Consider the following 24,079-nt stretch of genomic DNA (forward strand, 5'->3'; position numbering starts at 1 on the left):
TCTCGGCGGGTGTGCTGCTGGCTGCTGGTGTTGCTGCTACTCGAACCCGGTTACCGCTGACGCTGATGCGTTCAGTGGGTCTCGGGACGGAGGACCTTGGTCCGGAGGACCGACTCGTTCAGGTTCATCTGACGGTCGAGTTCCTTGACGACCGCAGGCTCGGCCTGCAGGTCGATGACCGAGTAGATGCCCTCGGGCTTCTTGTTGATCTCGTACGAGAGACGACGACGGCCCCAGGTGTCGACCTTCTCGACCTTTCCGTTGCCCTCACGGACGACGGAGAGGAAGTTCTCGATCAGCGGGGAGACAGCGCGCTCCTCGAGATCGGGGTCGAGGATGACCATCACCTCGTAGTGACGCATGTAGAACCCACCTCCTTTGGACTCAGCGGCCACGGTCGTTCCGTGGCAGGAGGGTCATGATGCGTTCCGCGCCCGGCCCGGCCAGGAGACCTGGGCAGACGTGGGCGCAGACTGTACAGAGTACCTGCCTCCGGGCTTCCGGTTGAAATCCGGCCGCCGATCCCCCCAATCTGGAACACAACGGGTGTGAGCGGCGTTACAGTTCGCCGCCCTGTCATCGGAGGTGCCGCATGGCACAGGCAGTCCGGCCGCAGCACGGCCTCCTCTCTCATCTGAACAGCGACGGCAAGGCCCATCCCGTCGAGAACACCTTCGTCGCCGCGACGCTGGTACTCGGTGTGATCGCCTTCATCACCGCCCACTTCCACCACCTTCACCTGCTGAGTTCCTGGACGGGACTGATCGGCATCGGCACCGGCGCATGGGGACAGTTCATCTCCGCCACGACCGGCGAGCGCTTCCTGCTGATCATCGGCCTCGGAGCCGCCGCGGTCGGGTTCTTCCTGGGCATGGCACACGGCGGTCTCTTCGGCGGGCTGCTCGGCTAGCCGGGCGGCCGGGGGCTCCACACCCCTTCGCCCAAACGGGGCGCTCCTTTGTCGCAGTAGGCTTCGGCGCGAGAGCCGGAGCCCCGACCCTGGGGACAAACCTGCCGAGGAGCGCCCCGCATGAGCCTGACCCTGAGGACCATCAGCCGAGAGCAGCATCTGGCGTACATCCAGAGCCTGCCTTCGGCGAGCCACATGCAGGTCCCGGCCTGGGCCGATGTGAAGTCCGAATGGCGCTCGGAGAACCTGGGCTGGTTCGACGCGAGCGGTCAGCTGGTCGGCGCGGGCCTGGTCCTCTACCGCCAGCTGCCGAAGATCAAGCGCTACCTCGCCTACATGCCCGAGGGGCCGGTCATCAACTGGTTCGCGCCGAACCTGGAGGACTGGCTCAAGCCCATGCTGGCGCACCTGAAGCAGCAGGGTGCCTTCTCGGTGAAGATGGGCCCGCCGGTGATCATCCGGCGCTGGGACTCCGCGGCGATCAAGTCCGGGATCCAGGACCCGGACGTCAAGCGGCTCCGCGACATCCAGGCCACCCACATCGAGCCGCGCGCCTTCGAGGTGTCCGACAAGCTGCGTCGCATGGGCTGGCAGCAGGGCGAGGACGGCGGGGCCGGCTTCGGTGACGTCCAGCCGCGGTACGTCTTCCAGGTGCCGCTGGAGAACCGCTCGCTGGAGGACGTCCACAAGGGCTTCAACCAGCTGTGGCGCCGCAACATCAAGAAGGCCGAGAAGGCCGGCGTCGAGGTCGTCCAGGGTCGCTACGAAGACCTCGCGGAGTGGCAGCGGCTGTACGAGATCACCGCGGTGCGCGACCACTTCCGGCCGCGTCCGCTCGGCTACTTCCAGCGGATGTGGGCGGCCCTCAACACCGAGGACCCCAACCGCATGCGGCTGTACTTCGCCCGGCACAACGGCGTGAATCTCTCCGCCGCGACGATGCTCGTCGTCGGCGGCCACGTCTGGTACTCCTACGGCGCCTCGGACAACATCGGCCGTGAGGTCCGGCCGTCCAACGCCATGCAGTGGCGGATGCTGCGCGACGCCTACGCGCTGGGCGCCACCGTCTACGACCTGCGCGGCATCAGCGACTCGCTCGACGAGAACGACCCCCTCTTCGGCCTCATCCAGTTCAAGGTGGGCACGGGCGGGCAGGCGGCCGAGTACCTGGGCGAGTGGGACTTCCCGCTCAACAAGCTCCTGCACAAGGCGCTCGACATGTACATGTCGCGCCGCTGACCGCCACATCCCTGTTCGACTGCAACGCAGCCACGAGAAAGGTTCCGGGCCCGGCCATGGCGCTCACCCTCTACGTCGACACCGCGCGCTGGCGGGCACACCAGCAGAGCGTTCTGCAGCAGTTCCCGGGGCTCGTCCCGGTCTGCAAAGGCAATGGTTACGGCTTCGGCCACGAGCGCCTCGCCGAGGAGACGACCCGCTTCGGTGCCGACCTCCTCGCTGTGGGAACGACGTACGAAGCGGCCCGCATGAAGGACTACTTCAGCGGTGACCTGCTCGTGCTGACCCCCTTCCGGCACGGTGAGGAACCGGTTCCGCTGCCGGACCGCGCCATCCGTTCGGTCTCCTCGGTGGAGGGCGTCGGCGGCTTGGTGGGCGCCCGGGTGGTCATCGAGGTCATGAGCAGCATGAAGCGCCACGGTGTGCTGCCCGAGGACCTCCCGAAGCTGGCCGCGGCCATAGAGGACGTACGGCTGGAGGGCTTTGCCCTTCACCTCCCGCTGGACCGTGCCGACGGCTCCGACGCGGTGGAGGAGGTCATCGGCTGGATGGACCGGCTGCGGGCCGCCCGCCTGCCGCTGCACACGATGTTCGTGAGCCACCTCAAGGCCGACGAGCTCCACCGCCTCCAGCAGCAGTTCCCGCAGACGCGGTTCCGCGCGCGGATCGGTACGCGCCTGTGGCTCGGTGACCACGAGGCCACCGAGTACCGCGGCTCGGTCCTGGACGTTACCCGGGTCGGCAAGGGCGACCGCTTCGGCTACCGCCAGCAGAAGGCCGCCTCGGACGGTTACCTGGTCGTGGTGGCCGGCGGCACGTCGCACGGCGTGGGCCTGGAGTCGCCCAAGGCGCTGCACGGTGTGATGCCCCGCGCCAAGGGCGTGGCGCGCGCCGGTCTCGCCACCGTCAACCGCAACCTCTCGCCCTACGTGTGGGCGGGCAAGCAGCGGTGGTTCGCGGAGCCTCCGCACATGCAGGTCTCCATCCTCTTCGTGCCGGGCGACGCCCCCGAGCCCCAGGTCGGTGAGGAACTGGTGGCGCATCTGCGGCACACCACGACGCAGTACGACCGCATCGTGGACCGCTGAGCCGCGGCCGCTTTCCACAGCACAGCGTCGGGCCCGGGGCCGCAGAGCAGATCTGCGGCCCCGGGCCCGTTCCGTGCTGGTGACTACCGGCGCAATGAGTCCCGGGCCATTCCCCAGCGCACCTGCGGGGCCCCCTCGAACTGCACGGCATGCCGTGGGTGATGATGCGCGTTCCCCAGCACGAAGGCGTCCGGTGCGTGGTCCAGCACGCCACCCGACGGATCGTCGTCACCGTCCCTGCGTACGACGTCCCGCTCCGGCAGGAACACATCGCGTACCACCACGGCACACAGGTACAGCGTCCCCAGCAGGTGAAGGACTATGGCCAGCTGGTAGCCCTCCAGCGGCAGGCCCTGGTGTTTGTCGCCGTTGCCGGTATAGGCGAGGTACAGCCAGATGCCGAGGAAGTACATGACCTCGCACGCCTGCCAGATCAGGAAGTCCCGCCAGCGTGGGCGTGCGAGGGCGGCGAGCGGGATCAGCCACAGCACGTACTGGGGCGAGTAGACCTTGTTGGTGAGGATGAACAGCGCCACGACCAGGAAGGCGAGCTGCGCGAACCGCGGCCGGCGCGGCGCGTAGAAGGTGAGCAGCGCCAGGGCGCCACATCCCAGGATCATCAGCAGCGTCGCGTAGGTGTTCGCGTCCTCCAGCGGGTTGCCGGTGCGCTGGGAGATGAGCAACCAGATCGATCCGAAGTCGATGGGCCGCTCCTGGCTGAAGGTGTAGAACTTCGCCCATCCCTCCCGGATGTGGAATCCGGACGCATCGTGCGTGATCATCACCGGCACGTTGACCACCAGCCACGCGGCCACGGCCCCGGCCACGGCCTTGCCGTAGGCACGCCACTGCCCGGCCCGCCAGCACAACACGAGCAGCGGCCCGAGCAGCAGTACCGGGTACAGCTTCGCGGCGGTTGCCAGCCCGATGAACACGCCTGCCGCGACGGAACGGCTGCGCGACCACATCAGCATCCCGGCAGCGGTCAGCGCGACGGCCAGAAGGTCCCAGTTGATGGTGGCGGTGAGCGCGAGGGCAGGTGCGAGGGCCACCAGAAGCCCGTCCCAGGGGCGTCGGCGGTGTGTGCGGGCCACGCATACGGCGAGGGCCGCCGCGCAGGCCATCAGCATGCCGGCGTTGACCAGCCAGTAGATCTGTTCACGGTCCTGGATGGAGCCGCCGTGCGGGGTCAACCAGGAGGCCACCTCCATGAACACGCCGGTCAGCACCGGGTATTCGAGGTAGTCCATGTCGCCGGGCAGTTTGTCGAAGTACGGGATCAAACCGTCCGCGAACCCGCGGCCCGCGTACAGGTGTGGGATGTCGGAGTAGCAGGCGTGGGTGTACTGGCTGGTGGCACCGAAGAACCACCCGCTTTCGTAGCACGGCAGCTTCTGGACCATGCCGAGTGCGAACATCCCGATGACGACGAGCGCGATGACGCGTACCGGAGTCCACCAGCCCGTACCGAAGAGCGCGCGCCGCCCGGCAGGGCCGCCGACCAGCTCGCTTCCGGCCGCCGCCACCTCGTCCCGTCGCGTCGGCGGTACGGGCTCGTCCTGTCGCACGCTCGTCATGCGCCCATCCTGCCGTACGGCCCTGGGCCGAACGCGGAGAAGCCCCCGGCCCGTATCCACGGGTCCGGGGGCTTCTCCGTCACGTTTCACGTGAAACAGTCACCGGTCAATCGCGTCGTCCACCCGACGCTCCGCCGGCCGGGTGACCGAAGATGCCACCCTCGTCGCCTCCGGGGCCTCCGGTGCTCGGGTCGGGCGACGTGGTGGTGCCGCCGGAATCCCCGCCACCCGGGCGTCCGCCGGTGTCCCCACCGCCGGTCGCTCCGCCGTTGTTCTGGCAGCTGAGGTCCCAGTCCGCGCAGGTTTCGGTCGGCTTGGAGCTGGGCGGAGGGGTGGTCGGTGCGCTCTTGGTGGGGGTGGGGGTCGGCGAGTGCGGCGGGGGAGCGGTCGGAGTGATCTTCGGCGACGGGCTCATGCCCTCTCCGTAGACCGTCTGACCGATCGTCCCGGGCTTCGGGAAGGGGTCGAGCTTCTTCCCCTTCATCGCCTGCGCCATGTAGTCCGCCCAGATGCGGGCCGGGAACGACGCACCGTGGATCTTCTTCTCACCACCGACGCCGTACATCTTCTCGAATTTCTGCTGCTTCGCCTGGTCGTCCACCCGCCACATGCCGATCGTGGTGGCCAGCTGCTTGGTGTACCCGGCGAACCAGGCCGACTTGTTGTCGTCGGTGGTGCCCGTCTTGCCTGCTGCCTGGCGCCCGTCGGGCAGCTTCGCAGCCGTACCGGTGCCCTTGTCCACCACGGTCTTCAGGATGTCCGTCACGTTGTCCGCGACCGCCGCGCTGAAGCCCGTCTTGGGCTTCTTGGTGTGCTCGTACCTGGTCTGGCCGTCCTTCTCGACGGACTCCACCGAATACGGGTCGTCCTGCTGCCCGCTGGCGGCGAAGGTGGCGTACGCGCCGGCCAGCCGGATCGCGCTCGGTGCCGAGGTTCCCAGCGAATAGGTCGGGGTGGTCTTCGCCATGCTCTGGTCGTCGCGGAGCCCCGCGGCGATGGCTGCTTCCTTCACCTTGTCACGGCCGACGTCCATGCCGAGCTGGATGTAGGGGGTGTTCACCGAGAACTGCATGGCGGTGCGGAGAGAGACCTTCCCGTGGTCCTCGTTGCCGTCGTTCGCCTGGTGCCACTCCTTGCCGTCCTTGTCGTGCCAGACGGACCCGTCGTAGTTGAGCAGCTTCACCTTGTTGTCACCGTTGTAGATGCTGTTCGGTGAGACACGCGTGCGCCGTTCGGGATCGGTCCGACTCCGTACGCCGTCACTCATCGCCGCTGCCAGCACGAACGGCTTGAACGTCGAACCGACCTGGACACCGGTGTAGTCGGCGTTGTTCGTGTAGTGCTGGGTCGCGTCCTTGCCGCCGTAGATGGCGACGATCTTGCCTGTTCCCGGTTCGACCGAGGCACCGCCGAACTGGACGTACTTGTCCACCTCGCGCTTCTCCGGCTTGATGTGCTCCTTGGTCACCTTCTCCACGGACGCCGCGAGCTCGTTGACCTGCTTCTCGTCGAAGGTGGTGTGGATCTCGTAGCCACCCTTCTTCAGCATGGTGTCCGAGATCTTGCTGTTCGCGGTGATGTAGTTGTTGGCGAGGTCGACCAGGTAGCCCTTCTGGCCGCGGAGGTCCATGGCCTTCTTGGGCTTCCGGGGCATCGGGAATTCCTTGAACTGAGCCCGCTCCTCCTTGGGCATCCGCTTGACCTCGACCTCACGGTCCAGCGTCCACTTCCAGCGGGCCTCGGCGCGCTTGAGGTTCGCGCCCTTGGTCTCCGTGGTGATGTACGGGTCGTAGAGGTTGGGGCCGTTGAGCAGCGAGGCCAGGAACGCGCCCTCGCTCGGTGTGAGCTTGTCGCAGTCCTTGCCGTAGTACGCACGCGACGCCGCCTGGATACCGTAGGCACCTCGTCCGTAATAAGCGGTATTGAGGTAACCAGCCAGGATCGTGGACTTCTTCTCCTTGATGCCCACCTTTATGGAGATGAACAGCTCGGTGAGCTTGCGCTTGAGAGTCTGCGACTGGTCGAGGTAGGTGTTCTTCACGTACTGCTGGGTGATGGTGGAGCCACTCTGGGTCTCACCGCCCTTGGCCATGTTGAAGACCGCGCGGGCGATACCCATCGGGTCGACACCCGAGTCCTGGTCGAACGAGGCGTTCTCGGCGGAGATCACGGCATTCTGCATCGACTTGGGGATCGACTCGATCGGCACGATCTGACGGTTGAGCTCACCACCGCCGGCGACCACCATCGGCTTGCCGTTGGACCAGTAGTAGACGTTCTTCTGCAGCTGCGAGGCGTGCTGCACATCGGGGATGTCCACGTAGGCGAGTGCGAGGCCGGCCGCGCCGACGATCAGCGCGAGAACGCCGATGCAGGTACTGAGGATCTGCTTCCAGGAGGGCACGAACCGGCGCCAGCCGTCCTTGCCCGCACGCGGATAGTCGATGAACCGCTTCTTGCCGGGGCTGCCCGCTCCCCGTCCCCGGCCGCGTCCGCGACCGCGACCGCCGCCATCGTCGCCACCGCCGCCGCCGGAACGACGACCACTGCCGCGGCCGCCATGACCACTGCCCGAGGCCATCGCCGCCGTGTCGGAAGCACGTCGCCGGCCGCCGCGTTGTGCGGCGCGCCGGGCTTCGGCTCTGCCGCCGGCCGGCCGTTCCTGCCCGTACGCTCCGGGATCGGGGCCAGGACCGGGGGTGGGGTCGGAGCCGCGGGTGGGCGCGGCACGGCGCCCAGGTGGTTGTTGTGCGGCTCGTCGGGCCGCAGCACGTCCGCCGCCCTGCGGCTCGGGCGGTTTGCGACGGTGCTCGCTCATGGAACGAATACTCCTCGGGCAGGCGCGCTATCTATCTCGTCGCCTGAAGGCGGCAGTTGGCTTCAGGTCCCCCCGACGTACGGCACCCATATGGCGCATGGGGTCGCACTACACCGGGGACGGGGACGTCGTGTTCCGCCCCATGGTTCCCGGCAGTCTGCATGGCGCACAGACTACGCACGGCCAAAACCTGCCCACTGTTGAAATTCACTCCAAATCAGTCAGGTTGGGTAGAACGAAACGGTGATGTGACGGCGTTCACCGTCCCCCCTCTTGTTCCTCTCCTGGGCCCGATCTATCGTCTGGATGTATCGACTCGATACATCAGCTCGGCATAAAGAACGCACGAGACCAAGGAGGCGGGCATGAGCAGGCGGTCCGGCATCCTTGAGTTCGCTGTCCTCGGACTGCTCCGCGAGTCCCCCATGCACGGCTACGAGCTGCGCAAACGGCTCAACACCTCGCTGGGGGTCTTCCGTGCGTTCAGCTACGGCACCCTCTACCCCTGCCTGAAGTCGCTGGTCGTCAACGGCTGGCTGACCGAGGAGACGGGCGGTTCCCCGGAACCCGCGTCCGCGTCCCTCACGGGCCGCCGGGCGAAGATCGTCTACCGGCTGACGACTGAGGGAAAAGGCCACTTCGAGGAGTTGCTCGCCCACTCCGGCCCGGACGCGTGGGAGGACGAGCACTTCGGCGTCCGCTTCGCCTTCTTCGGGCAGACCTCGCGCGACGTACGGATGCGGGTCCTGGAAGGCCGCCGCAGCCGGCTGGAGGAGCGCCTCGAGAAGATGCGCACTTCCCTGTCACGTTCGCGCGAGCGGCTGGACGATTACACCCTCGAACTGCAGCGGCACGGCATGGAGTCCGTGGAACGCGAGGTCCGGTGGCTCAACGAGCTGATCGAGAGCGAACGCGCCGGACGCGACCAACGCGCCGTGGACCCCGCTGAGCAGGGCCAGAAGGACACGTCAGGAGATACGGGCGGCCTGCCCCGGCGTCGGGGTGGTACCCGGCCGGATCCGTCCGATGACACCACCACATGAGGACCCCGCAGTCCGCGGGACCTTGTCGAGATCACAGGGAGCAACCGGAATGGGTTCGGTTCGCGTAGCCATCGTCGGCGTGGGCAACTGCGCCGCCTCGCTGGTACAAGGCGTCGAGTACTACAAGGACGCAGACCCGGACAGCCGCGTGCCCGGCCTGATGCACGTGCAGTTCGGCGACTACCACGTGCGTGACGTCGAGTTCGTCGCCGCTTTCGACGTCGACGCCAAGAAGGTCGGCCTCGACCTGGCGGACGCCATCGGCGCCAGCGAGAACAACACCATCAAGATCTGTGACGTGCCGAACTCCGGTGTGACCGTCCAGCGCGGACACACCCTCGACGGTCTGGGCAAGTACTACCGCCAGACCATCGAGGAGTCCGACGAGGCACCGGTGGACGTCGTCCAGGTGCTCAAGGACCAGCAGGTCGACGTTCTGGTGTGCTACCTGCCCGTCGGCTCCGAGGACGCCGCGAAGTTCTACGCCCAGTGCGCCATCGACGCCAAGGTCGCCTTCGTCAACGCCCTCCCGGTCTTCATCGCCGGCACCAAGGAGTGGGCGGACAAGTTCACCGAGGCGGGCGTGCCGATCGTCGGTGACGACATCAAGTCCCAGGTCGGCGCCACCATCACGCACCGCGTGATGGCCAAGCTCTTCGAGGACCGGGGCGTCGTCCTGGACCGCACGATGCAGCTGAACGTCGGCGGCAACATGGACTTCAAGAACATGCTGGAGCGTGAGCGCCTGGAGTCCAAGAAGATCTCCAAGACCCAGGCCGTCACCTCGCAGATCCGCGACCGCGAGCTGGGCGAGGACAACGTCCACATCGGCCCGTCCGACTTCGTCGCCTGGCTGGACGACCGCAAGTGGGCCTACGTGCGCCTGGAGGGCCGTGCCTTCGGTGACGTCCCGCTGAACCTGGAGTACAAGCTGGAGGTCTGGGACTCCCCGAACTCCGCCGGTGTCATCATCGACGCCCTGCGCGCCGCGAAGATCGCCAAGGACCGCGGCATCGGTGGCCCGGTGCTCTCCGCGTCCTCGTACTTCATGAAGTCGCCGCCGGTCCAGTACTTCGACGACGAGGCCCACGCGAACGTCGAGAAGTTCATCAAGGGCGAGGTCGAGCGCTAAGCACCGCGCCCGTCCCCCGTGCACACAGGCCCCCGGAAATTCGGCCCGGGGGCCTGTGTGCTGTGTGAGGCTGGGCCTCATGCCCGTTGTGCGTGACCTCCGCGTACTGCTCCAGCTGCGCGACTTCCGCTCCCTGCTGGCCGTACGGCTCCTCTCCCAGGCCGCCGACGGTGTCTACCAGGTCGCGCTCGCCACGTACGTCGTCTTCTCCCCCGAGAAACAGGCATCTCCCGCGGCCATCGCCTCCGCCATGGCGGTGCTGCTGCTTCCGTATTCGCTCCTCGGCCCCTTCGCAGGCGTCCTCCTCGACCGCTGGCGCCGTCGTCAGGTGCTGCTGTACGGCAACCTGCTGCGCACCGCACTCGCCGCGGGCACCGCGGCCCTGATCACCGCGCAGGTTCCCGACTGGCTCTTCTACGCGTCCGCCCTATCCGTCATGGCGGTCAACCGCTTCGTACTGGCCGGACTCTCGGCCGCCCTGCCTCGCGTGGTCGTCGGTACGGAGCAACTCGTGATGGCCAACTCCCTCTCCCCGACCGCGGGCACACTCGCGACCACCGCGGGCGGCGGCCTCGCCTTCGCCGCCCGGTTGGCGGGCGTCGAGTCCAACTCGGTGGTCGTGGTGCTGGGTGCGGCGCTCTACCTCTGTGCCGCCGGTGTCTCTCTTCGGATGACCCCGGGGTTGCTCGGCCCCGAACCCTCGCAGCTTCAGTCGCGCTTGGGCGCCGCCTTGGCGAGCACCGCCCGCGGCCTGGTCGACGGACTGCGTCACCTCGCGGAGCGCCGCACTGCCGCGGCGGCACTGACAGCGATGACCGCGTTGCGCTTCTGCTACGGGGCGCTGACGGTGGCGGTGCTGATGCTGTGCCGGTACGCCTGGGCCGACAGCGAATCGGACGGACTGGCGCTTCTCGGGATCGCCGTCGGTGTGTCCGGAGCCGGTTTCTTCGCTGCCGCCGTCATCACACCGCAGGTTCTGGTCCGATTCAGGCCCCTGGTCTGGATGGCGTGCTGCGCGGGGCTGTCCGCCGTGCTGGCTCCGGCTCTCGGGCTGACCTTCGCGTACGGCCCGATGCTGGTCGCCGCCTTCGTGCTCGGCCTCAGCACTCAGGCCGCCAAGATTTCCACGGACACGGTGGTGCAGTCGTCCGTGGACGACGCCTTCCGCGGCCGGGTCTTCGCCGTCTACGACATGCTCTTCAACGTCGCCTACGTCGGTGCCGCGGCCGTGGCAGCGCTGATGCTGCCACCGGACGGCAGGTCGGGCCTGCTCGTTGTCTGCGTGGCCCTGCTCCACGCGGCGACCGCCACCGCGTTGATGCGCTTCGTGCGCCGCTAGGACCCCCGGCTCCGGCCCCTGACACCCCGACAGCAACAGGGCCACCGCACGACCCGATACGTTACGTGCTTCCACCACACACCGTGACGCATGAACTTCAGGGGGACCTTCATGACCATGCCGCCGCCGGGCCAGAACCCATACGGCCAGAACCCATACGGCCAGAACCCGTACCCGCAGGCTCCGAACGCGCCTTACGGGCAGCCGCCGCAGGGACCGAACCCGTACGGGCAGCCGCCGCAAGGACAGAATCCGTACGGGCAGCCCCCGCAGGCCCCCCAGGCGCCATACGGCCAGCCTCAGGGCGGTTACGCGCATCCGCCGCAGGCGCCGCAGCAGCAAGGCGCCCCCTGGCCGCAGACGGCTCCCCCGCAGCAGCCTTACGGCGCGCCGCCCCAGGGTCCGCCGCCGAGGCCGCAGCGACCGGACACCGCGGGCCGGAAGGTCACCCGTGTCGTCATGACTCTCGTCGTGCTGGGCCTGGTTCTCGGGGGACTCGCGGCCTTCAGTTCCTTCTTCGGTTCCGACGCCAAGAAGGCCGCCGTCGGTGACTGCATGAAGAACAACGGCACAACGATCCGGCCGGACCTGGAGACCGTGGACTGCACCGCCTCCGACGCCGCCTTCAAGGTCGCCGAGGTGCACGACAACACCACCGACGAGAAGCTCTGCGACCTGACGAAGTACAACGCCTATTCGGAGGCGACCGGGCGCAGGCACCGCAGCAAGGTTTTGCTCTGCCTTGAGGACATCAAGAAGTAGCAACGGCTGGTTTCACGTGAAACACGTCGGCACCTCCGCCGTCGTGTTTCACGTGAAACAACGGGCTCAGCTCTGCGCGGCCCACCACTCCTGCAAGGCCGCGACAGCTACGTCCCGCTCCATCGGGCCATGTTCCAGGCGCAGTTCGAGCAGGTGCTTGTACGCCTTGCCGACCGCCGGGCCGGGCGCGACGCCGAGGATCTGCATGATGTCGTTGCCGTCCAGGTCCGGCCGGATCGAGTCCAGCTCCTCCTGCTCCTGCAGCCGCGCGATCCGCTCCTCCAGCCCGTCATAGGCACGGGAGAGCGCGTTGGCCTTGCGCTTGTTGCGAGTCGTGCAGTCCGAACGCGTCAGCTTGTGCAGTCGCTTCAGCTGCGGGCCCGCGTCCCGCACGTACCGACGGACCGCGGAGTCGGTCCACTCGCCCGTCCCGTAGCCGTGGAAGCGCAGGTGCAGCTCCACCAGAAGCGAGACATCTTTGATCATGTCGTTGGAGTACTTCAGCGCGGTCATCCGCTTCTTGGTCATCTTCGCGCCCACCACCTCGTGGTGGTGGAAGGAGACCCTGCCGTCGTTCTCGAAACGCCGTGTCTTCGGCTTGCCGATGTCGTGCAGCAGCGCCGCCAGCCGCAGCACCAGGTCCGGGCCGTCCTCTTCGAGGTCGATGGCCTGCTCCAGCACCGTCAGCGAGTGCTCATAGACGTCCTTGTGGCGGTGATGTTCGTCACGTTCCAGCCGCAGGGCGGGCAGCTCCGGCAGCACCCGGTCGGCGATCTCCGTGTCGACCAGCAGCTTGAGGCCTTCCCGCGGGTGGGCCCCCAGCAGCAGCTTGTTCAGCTCGTCCCGCACCCGCTCGGCGGAGACGATGTCGATGCGCTCTGCCATGGCCTTCATGGCGGAGACGACGTCCTCGGCCACCTCGAAATCCAGCTGGGCCGCGAACCGGGCAGCCCGCATCATCCGCAGCGGGTCGTCGGAGAACGACTCCTCCGGCGTCCCCGGCGTCCGCAGGACACGCGCCGCCAGGTCCTCAAGCCCGTTGTGCGGGTCGATGAACTCCTTCTGCGGCAGCGCCACCGCCATGGCGTTCACCGTGAAGTCCCGGCGCACCAGATCCTGCTCGATGGAGTCGCCGTAGGACACCTCGGGCTTGCGCGAGGTCCGGTCGTACGCCTCGGAGCGGTACGTGGTGACCTCGATGTCGAACGAGTCCTTCTTGCAGCCGACCGTGCCGAAGGCGATCCCGACCTCCCACACCGCATCCGCCCACGGCCGGACGATCCGCAGTACGTCCTCGGGGCGGGCATCGGTGGTGAAGTCCAGGTCGTTGCCGAGCCGGCCGAGCAGGGCATCCCGCACCGAGCCGCCGACCAGGGCAAGCGTGAACCCGGCCTCCTGGAAGCGGCGAGCCAGGTCGTCCGCGACGGGGGACACCCGCAACAGTTCGCCGACGGCACGGCGCTGCACCTGGCTCAGCGCGTTCGTCGACTGCGGGGTCCGCTCGGACTGCGGGGCGAGGAAGTCATTGTTGGCGTTCGGCACAACAGAACAGGGTACGTGGCCGCGTCCGGCGAAGCGCCCCGTCGCCCGCCTCAACGGGCATCCCCACGGAAAGGGGACAAGGCCCTCGTACGGCCGGTCTACAGGCGATCTTGTGGAGCAGTCCCCAGCACTTCACCACAGCAGGTCTCGTTACCATGCGTGGACGCACATTCCGACGACCACTGACGACGACGAGGGACGGGCGAACGCGTGGCCGAGGCGGCAGGGTTCCAGGGGAGTGAACGGCCGCGCGGTCGGTGGTTGCGCCGGGCCACGGCGCTGATCACCGGAGTGCCGTTGCTGGTGGCGATGCTGCAGTTCCCGGCCGCCCCCGAAGCCCGTGCCGCAGGCCCCCGCACCGTCGATGTCTCCATCGACGCGCTCACGCCCACCACGCCGAAGAAGGACGACACCCTCACCGTCTCCGGCACGCTCACCAACCGGGGTGACTCCGCGGTCACCGACGCGCATGTGGGCCTGCGACGAGGGCCTGCCCTCAGCAGCCGCAGCGCCATCGACACGGTCGCCAAGCGCACCGGCTTCTCGCCCGGCGCGGACGGTCAGGAGATCGAGAACCGCACCCAGAAGATCGACAAGCTGGAACCGGGCGTCAGCCGCACCTTCACCCTCCACGTGCCGGTCAAGGACCTCGACCTGGGGGACGACGGCGTCTACCAGCTCGGAGTCTCCCTGTCCGGCCGGTCCGGGAGCGCCCCGTACGAGCAGGTGCTCGGCGTCAAACGGACATTCCTGCCCTGGCAGTCCTCCGACGTGGCGAAGAAGACCCAGCTCACGTACCTGTGGCCGCTGATCTCCTCGACGCACCTCACCGCGGAGACCGATGCGGACGCGGAGCAGACCCCCGTATTCCGCAACGACAACCTGGCCGCGGAGATCGCCCCGGGCGGGCGGCTCCAGCAGCTCGTGGCACTCGGCAAGGACCTCCCCGTCACCTTCGTCATCGACCCCGACGTACTCGCCTCGGTCGACGCGATGACCAAGACCTACAAGGTCGAAGGGCCGAACGGTCCCACGGCCGGCAAGAACCAGGCGGTCGCCAAGCAGTGGCTGAGCCAGGTGGAGGAGGCCGTGAAGACCCACGAGGTCGTCGCTCTCCCCTTCGGCGACCCCGACCTGGCCTCCCTCGCCCACCGTGGCAAAGAGGTGCCCAGCGCCCTCGGTCACCTCGGCCCCGCCACCACGCTGGCGGCCAAGACCGTGGAGACGATCCTGGGCGTCAAGCCCCGTACCGACTTCGCCTGGCCCGCCGAGGGCGCCGTCGACTCCTCGATCGTCGATGTGGCCACTTCCGGCGGCGCCCACAACATCATCGCCCGCAGCGACAGCCTCCAGGAGAACGGGCTCTCCTACAGTCCGACGGCGGCCCGTCCCATCGGCGGCGGGAACACCGCCGTCGTCGCGGACGCACGGCTGTCCACCGCCTTCCAGGGCGACCTGTCCAAGGCCGAGAACTCCACTCTCTCCATCCAGCAGTTCCTCGCCCAGAGCCTGATGGTCAACGCCCAGGAGCCCGAGCGGCAGCGCAACATCGTCGTCGCCCCGCAGCGCACGCCCTCGGTCAGCCAGGCCCAGGCGATGGCCGCCGGCGTGAAGAGCCTGACACCGGGCCGCTGGGCCGAGCCGCTGAACCTGGCGGGCGCCGCCAAGGCCACTCCCGACCCCGCCGCCAACCGCGAGGTACCCGGGAGCTCCGAATACCCGGCCTCGCTGCGCCGGCAGGAACTGCCGACCGAAGCCTTCGAGGACATCCAGGGCACCCAGAGCTCGCTGGACGACTTCAAGGTCGTCCTGGCCCAGCCCCCGCGCGTGGTGACGCCGTTCGGCAACGCCATCATGCGGGAGATGTCGACCGAGTGGCGCGGCGACGAGGCGGGCGCCGAGGCGTTCCGCGGCTCCGTGCGCACCTATCTCGAGGGTCTGACGAGAAACGTGCAGCTGATCCAGAAGTCGGACGCGACGCTCTCCGGGCGCAGCGCGACCATTCCGGTGACGGTGCAGAACAACCTGGTCCAGGGCGTGCGGAATCTGACGCTGGAACTCACGTCCTCGCAGCCCAACCGCCTCGACGCGGGCGAGCCGCAGGAGATCACGGTCGACGGCGGGCACAGCCAGTCGTTCAAGTTCGACACGACGGCGAACGCCAACGGTCCGGTGCAGGTGACGGCACAGCTCTACACCGCCGAGGGCAAGCCGTACGGTCGGCCGATGACCTTCCAGGTCAATGTCACCGAGATCACCTCGACGATCATGCTCGTCATCGCGGGCGGTGTGCTGCTGCTCGTCCTCGCCGGTGTGCGCATCTACCTCCAGCGCAAGCGTGCCGGATCCCGGCACGACGGGGAGGGGACCGACGGTGGCGAAGGGGCCGAAGGGCCCGGCGGCGGCAGCGGGGACGGCGGCGGTACGGACGGTGACGAGCCGGTGCAGCCGGGTGACCCCGGGCCGGACACCGGTTCGGAAAGCACGGACGCGTCCGGCTCAGGTGAGAAAGTGGACCGTTGATAGATGGCGGGGCCGGATGGCCGGCGACGGATGAGGTGGGGCAGCGATGAATGCGCCGTACGACGGTGACCGCGGCAGGGGTGCGCGCGGCACCCCCGCGGGTCAGGGACCGCCGACGCCCCAGGGGCAACCGCCCCAGGACCCGTACATGCAGGACGCGTACGCCAACGACCCGTACCGGTCCCAGGACCCCACGACCCAGGACCCGGTCAACGATGTCTTCTACGACCGGTCTGCCCACCCCCCGCCCCCTCCCGGCCAGGCCCCGAACCCGCTCTACCAGCAGCCGCCCGCGCCGCAGCACACGCCCGACCCCCAGGTGTGGGCCCCGCCGCCGCCTCCCGAGCCCCAGGGACCGACCCGGCACCTGCCGTACGGTGACGACGCCGCCAAGACGCAGTTCGTGGGGGTGGACGACCTCATCACGCAGGCCTCCGACGAGCGCCCGGAGCCGGACGCCTTCGCGCACCTGTACCGGGACCAGCAGCAGCCGTACGAGCCCCAGCGGTCCTATGCACCGCAGCAGTCGTACGAGCCCCAGCGGCCGTACGAACCGCAACAGCCGATGGCACCGCAGCAGCCCATGGCGCCGCAGCAGGAGCCCGTTCCGCAGGTTGCCGCCGTGCCGGAGCAGCCGCCGGCACCCGCCCCGGAGCCCGCCAAGCGCTCCGGCGGGCGTGCCTCGGGACTGCTGAAGTCCAGCGCGGTCATGGCCGCCGGCACGTTGGTCTCCCGGATCCTGGGCTTCGTCCGCAACCTCGTCATCGCCGCGGCGATCGGCGTCGGCACCCTCAACGACTCGTACCAGGTCGCCAACACCCTGCCGACGATGATCTACATCCTCGTCGGTGGCGGCGCCCTGAACGCCGTGTTCATCCCGCAGCTGGTGCGGGCCATGAAGGACGACGAGGACGGCGGCGAGGCGTACGCCAACCGCCTCCTGACCCTGGTCACCGTGCTGATGGCGGGTATCACCACGGTCTGTGTGCTGGCGGCTCCGATCTTCATCAGCATGATGTCGCCGAAGATCGCCTCCGATCCCGAGCAGATGGAGGTAGCGGTCGCCTTCGCCCGCTACTGCCTGCCGACCATGTTCTTCATGGGTGTGCACGTCGTGCTGGGGCAGATCCTCAACGCCCGTGGCCGGTTCGGCGCGATGATGTGGACCCCGGTCCTCAACAACGTCATCGTGATCGCCACCTTCGGCGCGTTCATCTGGGTCTTCGGCCGCTTCTCGCAGAGCGGCGTGGGCGCGGGCAACGTCTCCGCCGACGCGATCCGGCTGCTGGGCATCGGCACGCTGCTCGGGCTGACCGTGCAGGCGCTCGCCATGTTCCCCTACCTCCGTGACGCCGGTTTCCGGCTCCGCCCCCGCTTCGACTGGCGCGGCCACGGGCTCGGCAAGGCCGCACGGCTCGCCAAGTGGACCTTCTTCTTCGTACTGGCCAACCAGCTCGGCCTGGTCGTGGTGACCCAGATCGCCACCTGGGCGGGCTCGGTCGCCGAGGGCGAAGGCCACTCCGGTACCGGTATCACCGCCTACAACTACGCGCTGCAGCTCTGGCAGATGCCGCAGGCCATCATCACCGTCTCGGTCATGACCGCCGTGTTGCCGCGCATCTCCCGCGCCGCACACGACGGAGACGTCACCGCGGTACGCGACGACATCTCCTACGGCCTGCGGACCTCGGCGGTGGCCATCGTCCCGTGTGCCTTCGCGTTCGTGGCGCTCGGTGTCCCCATGGCGACACTGATGTTCTCCAGCGCAGGCGCCGGTGCCACCAACATCGGCTACGTGATCATGGCATTCGGTCTGGGCCTGATTCCGTACTCCGCGCAGTACGTCATCCTGCGTGGCTTCTACGCCTACGAGGACACCCGCACGCCGTTCTTCAACACGGTGATCGTCGCCGCCGTCAACGCGGCGGTCTCCGGTCTGTGCTTCCTCCTCCTGCCGGCCCGCTGGGTCGTGGTCGGCCTCGCCGCCGCCTATGGTCTGGCCTACGCCGTCGGCGTCGGCGTGGCCTGGCGGCGGCTGCGCACGCGGCTGGGCGGTGACCTGGACGGGCCGCACGTCATCCGTACGTACGCCCGCCTGGCCGGTGCCTGCGTTCCCGCCGCCCTGGTCGGCGGCGCGGCCACATACGGAATCACCCTGGCGCTCGGCAGCGGCGTCACCGGTTCACTGGCCGCCTTGGTCGGTGGCGGTGTCACACTGATCGCCGTCTTCTTCCTCGCCGCGAAGCGGATGCGGGTCGAGGAGATGAACGCCATGGTCGGCATGGTGCGCGCCAAGCTGGGGCGCTGATCGGGCACAACCTTCGGCCGCAACCGTGTGTCGTGCATAGTGGCGGTCTGTGGGCACAATTGTCTTGGCTCGTAGAGCCTGCAACGGATGGGGAGGCAGGAACGACGGTGGCGGAACGGAGCACGGCTGCCGTCGACGTGGCCGACACGAGCGGTGAGGAACCGCTGACCGCCCAGGCGGGAGAGGCCACGAACGACGGTGCGGAGGCCGAGAGCGTAACCGGCACGGACAAGGACACCGCACGCACCGGCGATCAGCCTGCCGCGGTGGCCGACACCAAGCCGCCCGAACTGCACAGCGGCCACAAGCTCGCCAGACGCTACCGCCTGGAGGAGTGCGTCACCCGTCTGGACGGATTCAGCAGCTGGCGTGCGGTCGACGAGAAACTGCGCCGTGCTGTCGGCGTACACATCCTGCCCGCGGACCACCCGCGTGCCCGCCCCGTGCTGTCCGCCGCGCGCTCCGCCGCGCTGCTCGGCGACCCCCGCTTCGTGCAGGTCCTCGACGCCGTCGAGGAGAACGACCTCGTCTACGTCGTGCACGAGTGGCTTCCGGACGCCACGGAACTGACCGCGGTGCTCGCGAACGGCCCGCTGGAACCGCACGACGCCTACCAGCTCGTCAGCCAGGTCTCCCAGGCCATGACCGCCGCCCACCGGGAAGGCCTGTCCCATCTCAGGCTCAATCCCAGCTCGGTGCTGCGGACCGAGTCCGGGCAGTACCGCATCCGCGGCCTGGCCGTGATGGCCGCACTGCGCGGCATCGTCAGCGAGCACCCCCAGCGCACGGACACCGAGGCGATCGGCGCGCTCCTGTACGCCGCCCTGACGCAGCGCTGGCCGTACGAGAGCGACGCGTACGGGCTGTCGGGGCTGCCCAAGGACGTCGGCATGATCCCGCCGGACCAGGTACGGGCCGGAGTGCACCGCGGCCTGTCCGAGCTCGCCATGCGCGCGCTGGTCAACGACGGCGCCACCGCCTCCCGCCAGGAGCCGGCCTGCACCACTCCGGAGGAGCTGGCGAAGGCCGTCACGGCCATACCGCGCATCCGCCCGCCGGAGACGTCCTTCACCTCCCCGCCGCCCTATCAGCGCACTGCCTTCCAGCAGGGTTCGTACGGGCAGCCCCCCTCCCGCAACGGCGGTGCGACGGCACGGACCGCCGCGGTGCCCGCTCCGCCACCGCCGCTGCAGAGCCGCACCGGCCGGGCCCTGAAGTGGTGCGTGTCCGGGCTGCTCATCGCGGCGCTGGGGCTCGGGAGCTGGCAGCTGGCGGACACCCTCTTGCAGGGGGAGGGCCAGGACAACCAGGAGAGCGCGCAGCCCGAGGAAGGCCAGCAGAAGAAGCCGGCGCCGAAGCCGATCAAGATCGACGACGTCACGGAGTTCTCTCCGCGGTCCAGTTCGCCCGTCGGCGGGCGCCAGAGCCCGGCGTCGAACGCCGTGGACGGGGACCCGGGCACCGCCTGGGTGACCGGGCTGTTCAAGGGCTGGGCGAACTTCGGCAATCTTCCGCCCCGTGCGGACGGCAGCGGTCTCGTCGTCGACCTCGGCAGCGTCAAGGACGTCACCGAAGTCCAGACCAGCATGTACCGGGCCGGGCAGACGGCCGAGGTGCTCGCCGCCGATCCCGCCGCGTCGAACCCGACGACGCTCAGCGCGTTCCCGCAGCGTCTCTCGAAGCTGGAGAAGGCCGGTTCCTCCCTGTCCGTGAAGCTGGACAAGCCCATCAAGACGCGTTACGTCCTGATCCACATCACGGAGCTGCCCAGCGACACCGAGGAAGACGGGTATCGGGGCGGCATCTCGGAGATCAAGGTCAACGGCAACTGACCCCTTCGAGCGCTCTTCACGGAGCGCTCGAAGGGCTTGATCCATCCCCTGCTCCCGCGAGATCCGGTCGACTCACAAGGCTTGTTTACTTCCTGCGGGTGACCGGCTTCAATGGGGCCCAGATATCCGCTACCCGCACAGGGGGGCACGTGGAGGCGGGGACCAACGGGCCTCACGACGTGAGTGACAGCGACCTTCTCGCTCGCCACGTCAAAGGTGACCCCGACGCCTTCGGCGAGATAGTCCGGCGCCACCGTGACCGGCTCTGGGCGGTGGCGCTCCGAACCCTCGGCGACCGGGAAGAAGCGGCGGACGCCGTGCAGGACGCCCTCGTATCGGCCTACCGGGCCGCCCATACCTTTCGCGGCCAGTCGGCCGTCACAACCTGGTTGCACCGCATCACGGTCAACGCCTGTCTGGACCGGGCCCGCAAGGCGGCCTCCCGCCGTACGTCTCCGGTTGCCGAGACCGAGCGGCTGGAACAGTTGCTGGAGCCGCACGAGTCCGCTGCCGTGCCGGCCGAGCGGCAGGATCTGCATCGTGAACTGCTCAGTGCGCTGCGCACACTGCCCGAAGAACAACGTGCGGCTCTGGTCCTCGTTGACATGCAGGGATACCCGGTGGCCGAGGCCGCCGCGATCCTCGATGTCCCCACGGGGACGGTGAAGAGCCGGTGCGCGCGGGGTCGCGCTCGGCTTCTGCCGATGCTCACCCATCTGCGCCCGGGTGAAGGGGATAACAGACCCGTCAGCGGGGGAAGGAACCGGGCGCAGGGGACATCCGTCCCAGAGGCGGCAGGGCCGAAGGACACAGATGCCGTGAAGGGCGGAGGTGGGCGCTCGTGACTTCGACGACCGACACGGACGAGCACCCGGAGGTTTCCGAGATCTCCGCGCTCACGGACGGTCTGCTCTCGCCGTCCCGCACCGCTGATCTACGCGATCACCTGGCGTGCTGTGAGCTGTGTGAGGACGTCCATACCTCCCTGGAGGAAATCCGAGGCTTGCTGGGCACGCTTCCGGGGCCCACCCGCATGCCGGCCGATGTGGCGGGTCGTATCGACGCCGCGCTGGCAGCTGAGGCACTGCTCGACTCCACCGCACCGGACCAGGGCACTGCTGTTTCACGTGAAACCCCGGCAGCCGCGGTCACCGCTGTTTCACGTGAAACCGACGCGACGCCTTCCAGCACCACCCCCGCGCCCGTCACCCGGCCCGCGGGCCACCCCCGGGCGGCTTCCGGCCCGGGGCGCCGGGCAGTGGGCGCCCGGACCCGAAACCGACGCTGGCCGAGGGCGCTGCTCGGTGCCGCGGCCGCCGCGGCGGTCATCGGTGTGGGCGGAGTCGTCCTTCAGAACGCGGCCACCAGCACCGGCCAGAAGGGCGCGCAGCGACACCACACCGAAGCGTCCGAGAAGAGCTCGGGTACCGCCTCCGCGCTGACGTCGGCCACGCTGGAGTCACGGGTGCACGATCTGCTCACCTCGTCGGGCGGCAAGAAGACTCCGGATGTCGGCACGCAGAGTTCTCCCGACACCCCGCTGCGCGGCGCCACGGACACCGTCCCGTCCTGCGTGCAGCGTGGCACCGGACGGGTCGAAACGCCCTTGGCGTCCACGCACAGCACCTACGAAGGCCAGGACGCGTACCTCGTGGTGCTGCCGCACCCGACCGACGCCGACCGCGTCTCGGCCTATGTCATCTCGGCCTCCTGCGTCTCGGCGTCTCCGCCGGCTCCGGGAAAGGTGCTGCTGACGCACTCGTACCGGCGAGACTGAACCGGCGGTACGGGCGCCGGGGCACCACGGGAATGCTTGCCCCTTAGGATCCGTTGGGTGGGGTGAGAGTTCACCGAGAGCCCCAGCAAGCAGTCGGCAGAGACAAGGAAGACACCCGTGAGCGACGTCCGTAACGTGATCATCATCGGCTCCGGGCCCGCGGGCTACACCGCCGCGCTCTACACCGCCCGTGCCTCCCTGAAGCCGCTGGTTTTCGAGGGCGCCGTCACCGCCGGTGGCGCGCTGATGAACACCACCGAGGTGGAGAACTTCCCCGGGTTCCGCGAGGGCATCATGGGACCCGACCTGATGGACAACATGCGGGCCCAGGCGGAGCGCTTCGGCGCCGAGCTGGTTCCGGACGACATCGTCTCGGTCGACCTGACCGGGGAGATCAAGACCGTCACCGACACCGCCGGCACCGTCCACCGCGCCAAGGCCGTGATCGTCACCACCGGCTCTCAGCACCGCAAGCTGGGCCTGCCCCGCGAGGACGAGCTCTCCGGCCGCGGTGTCTCGTGGTGCGCCACCTGCGACGGGTTCTTCTTCAAGGACCAGGACATCGCCGTGGTCGGCGGCGGCGACACCGCGATGGAGGAGGCCACCTTCCTCTCCCGCTTCGCCAAGTCGGTCACGATCATCCACCGCCGGGACACGCTGCGCGCGAGCAAGGCGATGCAGGAACGCGCCTTCGCCGACCCGAAGATCAACTTCGTCTGGGACAGTGAGGTCGCCGAGGTCCACGGTGAGAACAAGCTCTCCGGCCTGACGCTGCGCAACCTGAAGACCGGCGAGACCTCGGAGTCCCCGGTGACCGGCCTGTTCATCGCGATCGGTCACGACCCGCGGACCGAGCTGTTCAAGGGCCAGCTGGAGCTGGACGACGAGGGTTACCTCCAGGTGGAGGCCCCCAGCACCCGTACGAACGTCACGGGCGTCTTCGCCGCCGGCGACGTCGTGGACCACACCTACCGCCAGGCGATCACGGCGGCCGGCACCGGTTGCTCCGCGGCCCTGGACGCCGAGCGGCACCTCGCCGCGCTGTCGGACAGCGAGGACGTCCCTGAGCCGGAGAAGACCGCCTCCGCCTGACCTTGCCCCTGACGCCCCTACGCCCCACCCCACCCAGTAAGGAGACTGCCATGGCCAGTGCCACAGTGACCGTGACGGACGCCAACTTCGAAGAGGTCGTCCTCAAGAGCGACAAGCCCGTACTCGTGGACTTCTGGGCCACCTGGTGCGGCCCGTGCCGCCAGATCGCCCCGTCGCTGGAGGCCATCGCCGCCGAGCACGACGAGATCGTCATTGCCAAGCTGAACACCGACGAGAACCCGACCATCACCGCCAAGTACGGCGTCATGTCGATCCCGACGATGAACGTCTACCAGGGCGGCGAGGTCGTGAAGACCATCGTCGGCGCCAAGCCGAAGGCGATGCTGGAGCGCGAGCTGGGCGACTTCCTCGCCTGATCGCACACCGCGTCGTGACGCGAAAGGGCCCGCCCCTCGGGGGCCGGGCCCTTTCGCGTTGCGCGGACCCGTTTCTAGAGCGGCCGCAGGGCAGGTTCCTTCTGGACTGCTCCCAGGAGGCGGTCGAGCGCCAGCTCCACGTCTTCTTTCCACGAGATCGTGGTGCGTAGCTCCAGCCTCAGGCGGGGGAAGCGGGGATGCGGGCGGACCGTCTTGAAGCCGACGGCCAGGAGGTGGTCGGCGGGGAGCACACACGCGGGCTCCTCCCAGCGGGCATCGCCGAATGCCTCGACCGCCTTGAAGCCGCGTCGGATGAGGTCCTTGGCCACCGTCTGCACCATGACACGGCCCAGCCCCTGCCCTTGGAACCCGGGCGTCAGCCAGGCCGTGAGGAGCTGTACGGCATCAGGGGAGACCGGGCTCGTGGGAAAAGCCGTGGAGCGCGGCACATATGCGGGTGGGGCGTACAGCACGAAACCGACCGGGACGTCGTCGACATAGACCACGCGGCCGCAGGAGCCCCATTCCAGAAGGACGGCCGAGATCCAGGCCTCCTTCTCCAGCTCGGGCCGGCCCGCTTTTACCGCGGCTTCTCCGCTGACGGGATCGAGCTCCCAGAAGACGCAGGAGCGGCAGCGCTTGGGGAGGTCCGGAAGGTTGTCCAGCGTGAGCGGTACGAGCCGACGGCCCATGAAGACAGGTCCTCACTTCCCTCGCCAG

Annotated in this window: 19 protein-coding genes; 14 read left to right on the forward strand and 5 right to left on the reverse strand. The window is 68.6% G+C overall.

The window, feature by feature from the left end; all coding sequences use genetic code 11:
* Positions 1-71: 71 nt before the first annotated feature.
* Positions 72-362 (reverse strand): 30S ribosomal protein S6, encoded by a 291-nt coding sequence (rpsF, locus tag A6A06_RS30040; RefSeq protein ID WP_003978891.1) that lies wholly within the window; start codon positions 360-362, stop codon positions 72-74.
* Between the two features lie 230 nt (positions 363-592).
* On the opposite strand from rpsF, the gene A6A06_RS30045 reads away from it, so the two are divergent.
* The 3 genes from A6A06_RS30045 (at position 593) to A6A06_RS30055 (ending at position 3,237) form a co-directional block, all read left to right on the forward strand.
* On the forward strand, positions 593-910 hold the full coding sequence (locus tag A6A06_RS30045; protein WP_073765307.1) for a hypothetical protein: 318 nt from the start codon (positions 593-595) through the stop codon (positions 908-910).
* Between the two features lie 120 nt (positions 911-1,030).
* A complete protein-coding gene (locus A6A06_RS30050) occupies positions 1,031-2,149 on the forward strand; it encodes a lipid II:glycine glycyltransferase FemX (protein WP_073765309.1) in 1,119 nt (372 codons plus the stop codon).
* A gap of 56 nt (positions 2,150-2,205) precedes the next feature.
* Positions 2,206-3,237 carry an alanine racemase gene (locus A6A06_RS30055; RefSeq protein WP_073765311.1) on the forward strand — a complete coding sequence of 344 codons (1,032 nt, stop codon included), beginning with the start codon at positions 2,206-2,208 and terminating at the stop codon, positions 3,235-3,237.
* Positions 3,238-3,320: 83 nt separating this feature from the next.
* On the opposite strand, the gene A6A06_RS30060 is transcribed toward A6A06_RS30055, so the two are convergent.
* Both A6A06_RS30060 and A6A06_RS30065 read right to left on the reverse strand, forming a co-directional pair.
* Positions 3,321-4,814 (reverse strand): glycosyltransferase family 87 protein, encoded by a 1,494-nt coding sequence (locus A6A06_RS30060; RefSeq protein ID WP_073765313.1) that lies wholly within the window; start codon positions 4,812-4,814, stop codon positions 3,321-3,323.
* Between the two features lie 106 nt (positions 4,815-4,920).
* Positions 4,921-7,632 carry a transglycosylase domain-containing protein gene (locus A6A06_RS30065; RefSeq protein WP_073765315.1) on the reverse strand — a complete coding sequence of 904 codons (2,712 nt, stop codon included), beginning with the start codon at positions 7,630-7,632 and terminating at the stop codon, positions 4,921-4,923.
* A gap of 365 nt (positions 7,633-7,997) precedes the next feature.
* Between A6A06_RS30065 and A6A06_RS30070 the strand changes: the two genes are divergently transcribed.
* The 4 genes from A6A06_RS30070 (at position 7,998) to A6A06_RS42215 (ending at position 11,908) form a co-directional block, all read left to right on the forward strand.
* A complete protein-coding gene (locus A6A06_RS30070) occupies positions 7,998-8,675 on the forward strand; it encodes a PadR family transcriptional regulator (RefSeq protein WP_073765317.1) in 678 nt (225 codons plus the stop codon).
* A gap of 49 nt (positions 8,676-8,724) precedes the next feature.
* Positions 8,725-9,807 carry an inositol-3-phosphate synthase gene (locus A6A06_RS30075; protein ID WP_073765319.1) on the forward strand — a complete coding sequence of 361 codons (1,083 nt, stop codon included), beginning with the start codon at positions 8,725-8,727 and terminating at the stop codon, positions 9,805-9,807.
* 79 nt (positions 9,808-9,886) lie between these two features.
* Positions 9,887-11,146: an MFS transporter gene (locus A6A06_RS30080; RefSeq protein WP_073765985.1), complete on the forward strand. Its 1,260-nt coding sequence runs from the start codon at positions 9,887-9,889 to the stop codon at positions 11,144-11,146.
* Positions 11,147-11,605: 459 nt separating this feature from the next.
* Positions 11,606-11,908 carry an LppU/SCO3897 family protein gene (locus A6A06_RS42215; RefSeq protein WP_199931260.1) on the forward strand — a complete coding sequence of 101 codons (303 nt, stop codon included), beginning with the start codon at positions 11,606-11,608 and terminating at the stop codon, positions 11,906-11,908.
* Positions 11,909-11,974: 66 nt separating this feature from the next.
* On the opposite strand, the gene A6A06_RS30090 is transcribed toward A6A06_RS42215, so the two are convergent.
* Positions 11,975-13,450: a CCA tRNA nucleotidyltransferase gene (locus A6A06_RS30090; protein ID WP_073765321.1), complete on the reverse strand. Its 1,476-nt coding sequence runs from the start codon at positions 13,448-13,450 to the stop codon at positions 11,975-11,977.
* A gap of 210 nt (positions 13,451-13,660) precedes the next feature.
* On the opposite strand from A6A06_RS30090, the gene A6A06_RS30095 reads away from it, so the two are divergent.
* The 7 genes from A6A06_RS30095 to trxA all read left to right on the forward strand — a co-directional run bounded on the left by A6A06_RS30095 (position 13,661) and on the right by trxA (position 23,359).
* A complete protein-coding gene (locus A6A06_RS30095) occupies positions 13,661-15,973 on the forward strand; it encodes a DUF6049 family protein (protein WP_073765323.1) in 2,313 nt (770 codons plus the stop codon).
* Positions 15,974-16,019: 46 nt separating this feature from the next.
* A complete protein-coding gene (gene murJ / locus A6A06_RS30100) occupies positions 16,020-18,281 on the forward strand; it encodes a murein biosynthesis integral membrane protein MurJ (protein WP_073765325.1) in 2,262 nt (753 codons plus the stop codon).
* A 107-nt stretch (positions 18,282-18,388) separates the two neighbouring features.
* On the forward strand, positions 18,389-20,113 hold the full coding sequence (locus A6A06_RS30105) for a protein kinase family protein (RefSeq protein ID WP_073765327.1): 1,725 nt from the start codon (positions 18,389-18,391) through the stop codon (positions 20,111-20,113).
* 179 nt (positions 20,114-20,292) lie between these two features.
* Complete coding sequence (sigM, locus tag A6A06_RS30110) at positions 20,293-20,958, forward strand: RNA polymerase sigma factor SigM (RefSeq protein ID WP_242441017.1); 666 nt, start codon at positions 20,293-20,295, stop codon at positions 20,956-20,958.
* Positions 20,955-21,890: a hypothetical protein gene (locus tag A6A06_RS30115; RefSeq protein ID WP_073765331.1), complete on the forward strand. Its 936-nt coding sequence runs from the start codon at positions 20,955-20,957 to the stop codon at positions 21,888-21,890. The genes sigM and A6A06_RS30115 overlap by 4 nt, the downstream gene beginning before the upstream one ends.
* 117 nt (positions 21,891-22,007) lie before the next feature.
* The gene (gene trxB / locus A6A06_RS30120) at positions 22,008-22,982 is read left to right on the forward strand and encodes a thioredoxin-disulfide reductase (protein ID WP_073765333.1); all 975 of its coding nucleotides are present in this window, start codon (positions 22,008-22,010) and stop codon (positions 22,980-22,982) included.
* Between the two features lie 50 nt (positions 22,983-23,032).
* Positions 23,033-23,359 (forward strand): thioredoxin, encoded by a 327-nt coding sequence (gene trxA / locus A6A06_RS30125; protein WP_073765364.1) that lies wholly within the window; start codon positions 23,033-23,035, stop codon positions 23,357-23,359.
* Positions 23,360-23,433: 74 nt separating this feature from the next.
* On the opposite strand, the gene A6A06_RS30130 is transcribed toward trxA, so the two are convergent.
* Entirely contained in the window at positions 23,434-24,051 is a 618-nt protein-coding gene (locus tag A6A06_RS30130) for a GNAT family N-acetyltransferase (protein ID WP_073765366.1), read from the reverse strand.
* Positions 24,052-24,079 lie beyond the last annotated feature (28 nt).

It is taken from the genome of Streptomyces sp. CB02923 (assembly GCF_001905005.1).
Taxonomy (GTDB): domain Bacteria; phylum Actinomycetota; class Actinomycetes; order Streptomycetales; family Streptomycetaceae; genus Streptomyces.